Annotated in this window: 1 protein-coding gene and 1 pseudogene; both read left to right on the top strand. The window is 34.3% G+C overall.

All coding sequences use genetic code 11. From position 1 onward, the window contains the following. Positions 1-255: 255 nt before the first annotated feature. Positions 256-444: pseudogene (locus tag AFK68_RS44930) on the top strand (hypothetical protein); the annotation flags it as partial. Positions 445-462: 18 nt separating this feature from the next. Continuing rightward, the gene (locus tag AFK68_RS12290) at positions 463-5034 is read left to right on the top strand and encodes a tetratricopeptide repeat protein (protein ID WP_094673068.1); all 4572 of its coding nucleotides are present in this window, start codon (positions 463-465) and stop codon (positions 5032-5034) included. The last annotated feature ends 365 nt before the right edge of the window (positions 5035-5399 follow it).

Here is a 5399-nt window from a genome sequence, read left to right as displayed (position 1 = left end):
TTGACGAGACTCCTTCTAGTTATTTCCGGGAAAACACAAGACAAGAGAATGAGAAACTCAGAAATTCTTGACAGAAAGAGTCGGTAAAAATTTAGTTTTCTCCTTCTTAACTCTTCCTACTCCTTCTTCCCTACTTTGACAAAATGAGAAAGCAAGAACATCTTGACAGAAAAAGTCAGTAAAAATTTAGTTTTCTCCTTCTTCCTCCCTCCCTCTTCCTTACCTTATTAATACTAGCTCAAACAAAAAGAGAAAATGACATCAACAAACTTTCCAGAAAGTGCAGCAGAAAATTTCCATAAAAAAGCAGAAGCTTATTTAACTCAAAAGAAATTTGACGAAGCGATCGCCTCCTGCGAATTAGCGATAAAAATAGAAGAAAATTATTTTCCTGCCTACAAAACTTTAGGCAATACTTGGCAAGTACAAGGAAAATTAGCAGAGNTCAAACAAAAAGAGAAAATGACATCAACAAACTTTCCAGAAAGTGCAGCAGAAAATTTCCATAAAAAAGCAGAAGCTTATTTAACTCAAAAGAAATTTGACGAAGCGATCGCCTCCTGCGAATTAGCGATAAAAATAGAAGAAAATTATTTTCCTGCCTACAAAACTTTAGGCAATACTTGGCAAGTACAAGGAAAATTAGCAGAGGCAGAAAATTGGTATAAAAAGGCGTTAGAAATTAAATCAGATTGGCCGGAAGTATATGCTAACCTCGGCAGTTTATACGCCATGCAGCAAAAATTGCAGGAGGCAATATCCTATTATCAAAAAGCTGTAAATCTCAAACCTGATTTTGCTGGAGTTTATCGCAATATGAGGAAAGTTTGGTTAAATTTAGGCAACCAAAAATCTGCTACATATTGTCAGTATAAGGCATTATCTATAGAACCAGAAAAAGCGACTCCTGACGAACTTATGAGTTTAGGAAAAACTCTTGAGCAACAAGATAGTTTAAATGAAGCAATATCTTGTTATCGAATGGCAATTAAATTAGATAATAATTCATCAGAAGCTTATCAAAATTTAGGGGAAGCTTTAAAACAGCAAGGAAACTTGGAGGAAGCAACAGTTTGTTTTCGGAAGGCAATAGAATTAAAACCAGCTAATAAAAAAATAGAGAATTTAGATGATACTCTAGGAGCAGCTAGCCAATACAATTTAATTTCTAGTCAAGAGTTAAATCCGAGAGATACTTTAGTTGGCAGTTTAAATAATAATCAGATAAATAGTAATGATACTCTTGCTGCTGCTACACAACAGATAAATAATATAACCCCCCAAGCAAATCTTCCAGGAATTAATCCTGAAGATATGGAAACTTATATGGTAGTGGCAGAGACTTATTTTAATCAGAAAAAATGGCAGCAAGCAATTACAGTTACTCAGCAAATTATTCAGGTAAAACCAGAAGCCAAAGCTTATAAAATCAGAGGTAATTCCTTACAAGCTCTAGGTAAATTAAAAGAAGCATTAGACTCCTACAATAAAGCATTAGAAATTAAGCCTGATTTTGGAGAAGTATATGCAAATATCGGCACAATATTTGCTCAACAAAAACAGTGGGAACAAGCAATACAAAATTATCGAAGAGCAATTGCAATTAAACCATACTTTGCCGGAGCATATAGAAATTTAGCGAAAATTTATACTCAGGTTAATCAGTCAGTAGAAGCAGCAGAATATTTGTATCAAGCATTTAGATTAGAACCAGGAAAAGCTACCGCAGAAGAATTTTTATTTACGGGAAATACTCTGAGCGAAAATGGTCAATTAGAACAGGCGATCGCTTGTTATCAAGAAGCAATTAAGTTAAAGCCTCGGTTAGTAGAAGCTAGTTATAAATTAGGAGAAATATTAATTCAAAACGGGCAGTGGGGAGAAGCAGTTGCTTGTTATCAAAGAGTAATATCTGCTAATCCAAAGAATTTAGAAGCTTATCAAAAATTAGGAGATGGTTTACTAAAGCAAGGGCAGTTAGAGCTAGCTTTACAGAATTATCAAAAGGCTCAAAAACTAGAACCAAATAATACAGAATTTAAGCAAAAAATTGGAGAAATTTATTACAGATATGGAGAAGCTTTCCAAGAACAAGGAAAAATAGAAGAAGCTGTCAAAGCTTATAGTCAAGCAACAGAAAATTATCCACAATTCGATATACCTTATGGAAGATTAGGGGAAATTTTTTCACAACAGGAAAAATGGGAAGAAGCTGTCAAAGTATATCAAAAAGCAAGTGAAATAAAATCAGATAATTCTTGGTATCACAACAGCTTAGGAGAAGCTCTCAAGAAATTAGAAAAATGGGAAGAAGCTGTCACAGCTTACCGCAAAGCAATAGAATTAAACCCTGACTTTTCTTGGTCTCATAATAATTTAGCAGACTGTCTATTAAAACTAGAGAAATGGGAAGAAGCTGTTGAACCTTATCGTCGAGCAATAGAATTAAATCCGGACTTTACTTGGTCTTATATTAACTTAGGAAATACTCTTTGGGAAGCTGGAAATTGGCAAGAAGCAATAGAACCCTATCGTCGTGCTTTAGAATTAAAAGCCGATTTGCCAGAAGCTTATCAAAAATTGGGAGATGCTCTAAAAAAACGTGCTGAATTAGACTTAGAAGAATCAATTAAATGGTATAAGAAAGCCATAGAAAATAATCCCGATAATGAGCAACTTTATCACAAAGCACTAGAGGTTAAGCCAGAAGACCACAAACTTTATTTACAACTAGGCAATACATTAGTAAAAAAAGGGAAAAATCATGGAGCGATCGCCTTTTATCAGTTAGGTTTACAAATTAATCCAGACGATGAAGAAATTAAAGAGCAACTAGAAAAGATATTACCAAAAAAAAACACTTTCAGGGAACAGGAAATAGAAAATAGGGAAGAGACAAACTTTCCTATTTCCCCATTACCTTCTCCTCCAGTTATCGAAAAAAGGGAAGAGAAAAAAGTTCCGATTCCCTCATTACCTTCTCCTATAATTGAAAAAGAAGATTCCTATCAACTATGGCTCAAGGAAAACTTACCTAACTCAGAAAAACTAAAGAAAATGTCGGAAAATTTAGACACTTTCCGATACCAACCATTAATTAGTATTATCCTGCCAGAAAAAAAAGCATCTCCAGAGTTTCAAGAGACAATTGAATCAGTAATAAATCAAATTTATCCCAACTGGGAACTTTGCTATATTGCTGACGAACTTACACCAAATATAGAAGCAGAAAACAGAATTAAATTAGTCTTAAAAAGTAAAAATAGAGAGATTGCCACAGACTTAAATACTGCCTTAGCTTTAGCAACAGGAGATTTTGTTACTCTATTAAATCCTGACGATATATTAACCCCAGATGCTCTCTATCAAATGGCATTATTTCTGAATAAACATCCAGATTCAGATATGGTTTATTCAGATGAAGATAAATTGACAAGTGAAGGAAAATTAACTGAACCATACTTCAAACCAGATTGGTCTCCCGATTCATTTTTATCCAGAATGTATACAGGTCATTTGTGTATATATCGTCGAGAATTATTGGAAAAATTGAACGGTTTTCGAGTCGGATATGAAAGTAGTTATGAATATGATTTAATTCTCCGCTTAAGCGAAACAAGTAAAAAAATATTCCACATTCCCAAGGTACTTTATCACAACAGAATCTCTGAAAATAAAGTAGAAATCAATCAAACAATCTCAGAAGAAACAGCAAAAAAAGCATTAACCGAAGCATTAACAAGAAGAGGAGAAACAGGAACAGTTTATAGCGTACCTAACCATCTTGGTTTTTATCAAGTTCGTTATCAAATTACCGATAAAAAATTAGTCAGTATAATCATTCCCACCAGAAATTTAGGAAATATTTTAGATAGATGTCTAGAGTCAATCTTTACCAAAACAACCTATCCAAATTATGAAGTAATAGTAATAGATAATGGCAGCGATGAACCAGAAACGTTATCTATTATTGAGAAGTGGAAAAATCAACAACCAGAACATTTCAAGTGTTATGAACTAAATATTCCTTTCAACTTTTCCAAGCTCAATAATTTTGCCGTAGAAAAAGCAGAAGGTGATTATTTACTATTCCTAAATAACGACACAGAAGTAAAAACTGCCGACTGGTTAGAAGCAATGGTTGAACAAGCACAAAGAGAAAAAATAGGAGCTGTTGGAGCATTATTATTATATCCAGATAATACAATTCAACACGCCGGAGTTGTATTAGGAATGCGGAGTGTTGCAGACCATAGTCACCGAGGTTTTTCTCCCACTGATACTGGATATAAAGGTCAAATTATTTCTGTCAATAATTATTCTGCAGTAACTGCTGCTTGTTTAATGTGTAGGCGAGAAGTATTTGAAAAAATTGGAGGATTTGATGAAGAATTAGCAGTAGCATTTAATGATGTAGATTTATGTTTAAAAATGCTGCATAAAGGTTATCGAAATATTTATGTACCTCACGCTGTTTTATATCACCATGAGTCGAAAAGTCGGGGTGTAGAAAATACTGGGGAAAAACAAAAACGTTTCCAAAAAGAAATTAAAGATATGAAGCAAAGGTGGAAACATTTAATAGACGAAGATCCTTGTTATAATCCTCATTTAACTAGACAACAAGAAGACTTTAGTTTAAGGATTCAAACAAATGTAGAAGTTGCTGTTTCTTTGTATGAAAAAGACGCAGAAATAGTAGGTTTTTCTATAGATGAACCAAAACCAGGAATAAAGAAAGATATTAGTTCTATTTGTATTGGTGGGTGGGTAGTAGGAAAAAAATCTCCTCCAGTTTCAATAGAATTTATTTCTGGTGGTAAAGTAATCAGAGAAGTTCCTGCTAATTTACATCGTCCAGATGTAGGAGAAATTCATCCAGAATTTCCAGAAGCTAAATATTGTGGTTTCTGGGGAGAAATAGAAGTAATTGAATTTGCACCAGAGATAAAAATTTCCTTGGAAGCTATTCTCAAAGATGGTTCTCATGTCCGACTGGGGATGGTAAGTTTGAAGTGTCCTAGTTTGTTGTAAGCATTTCCTGCGGAATGCGGAGCTAACAGCTATTAGCAGTCAGCTAGCCTCCTACGGAGGAACTGCCTCTTGCCTCCTCCGGAGGAGCTGCGCTAACAGAGGAGCTTCGCTAACGTTAACAGCTTTTTAATTAATGAAGTAAGCATTTACTAACTTCTACTACTAGACTGACACAGCTAAAACTGTGCGTTAGATTTTTTCCTATAATTCTCGTTATGGCAAGATTTGAGGATTTTTTTCTAATTTACTATTTAAGGTGTGTCAGTCGAGTAGAAAAATTTTCCTCTGCTTGGGTGCTTCAGAAAATGTATTAACTCTTGCTCTATACGCAATAAAAGAGAAAATTTGACGATTCATCTCCTCTG

Origin of the sequence: Hydrocoleum sp. CS-953 (assembly GCF_002260545.1) — a bacterium.
In the GTDB taxonomy this organism is placed as follows: Bacteria; Cyanobacteriota; Cyanobacteriia; order Cyanobacteriales; family Microcoleaceae; genus Trichodesmium.
Note: the sequence above shows the minus strand (reverse complement) of the source record. Positions and strands in the feature narration are given on the sequence as shown.

Bases quoted from the DNA above. Each gene is read 5' to 3' on its own strand.
- AFK68_RS12290 (WP_094673068.1), top strand. From the start codon at position 463: ATGACATCAACAAACTTTCCAGAAAGTGCAGCAGAAAATTTCCATAAA.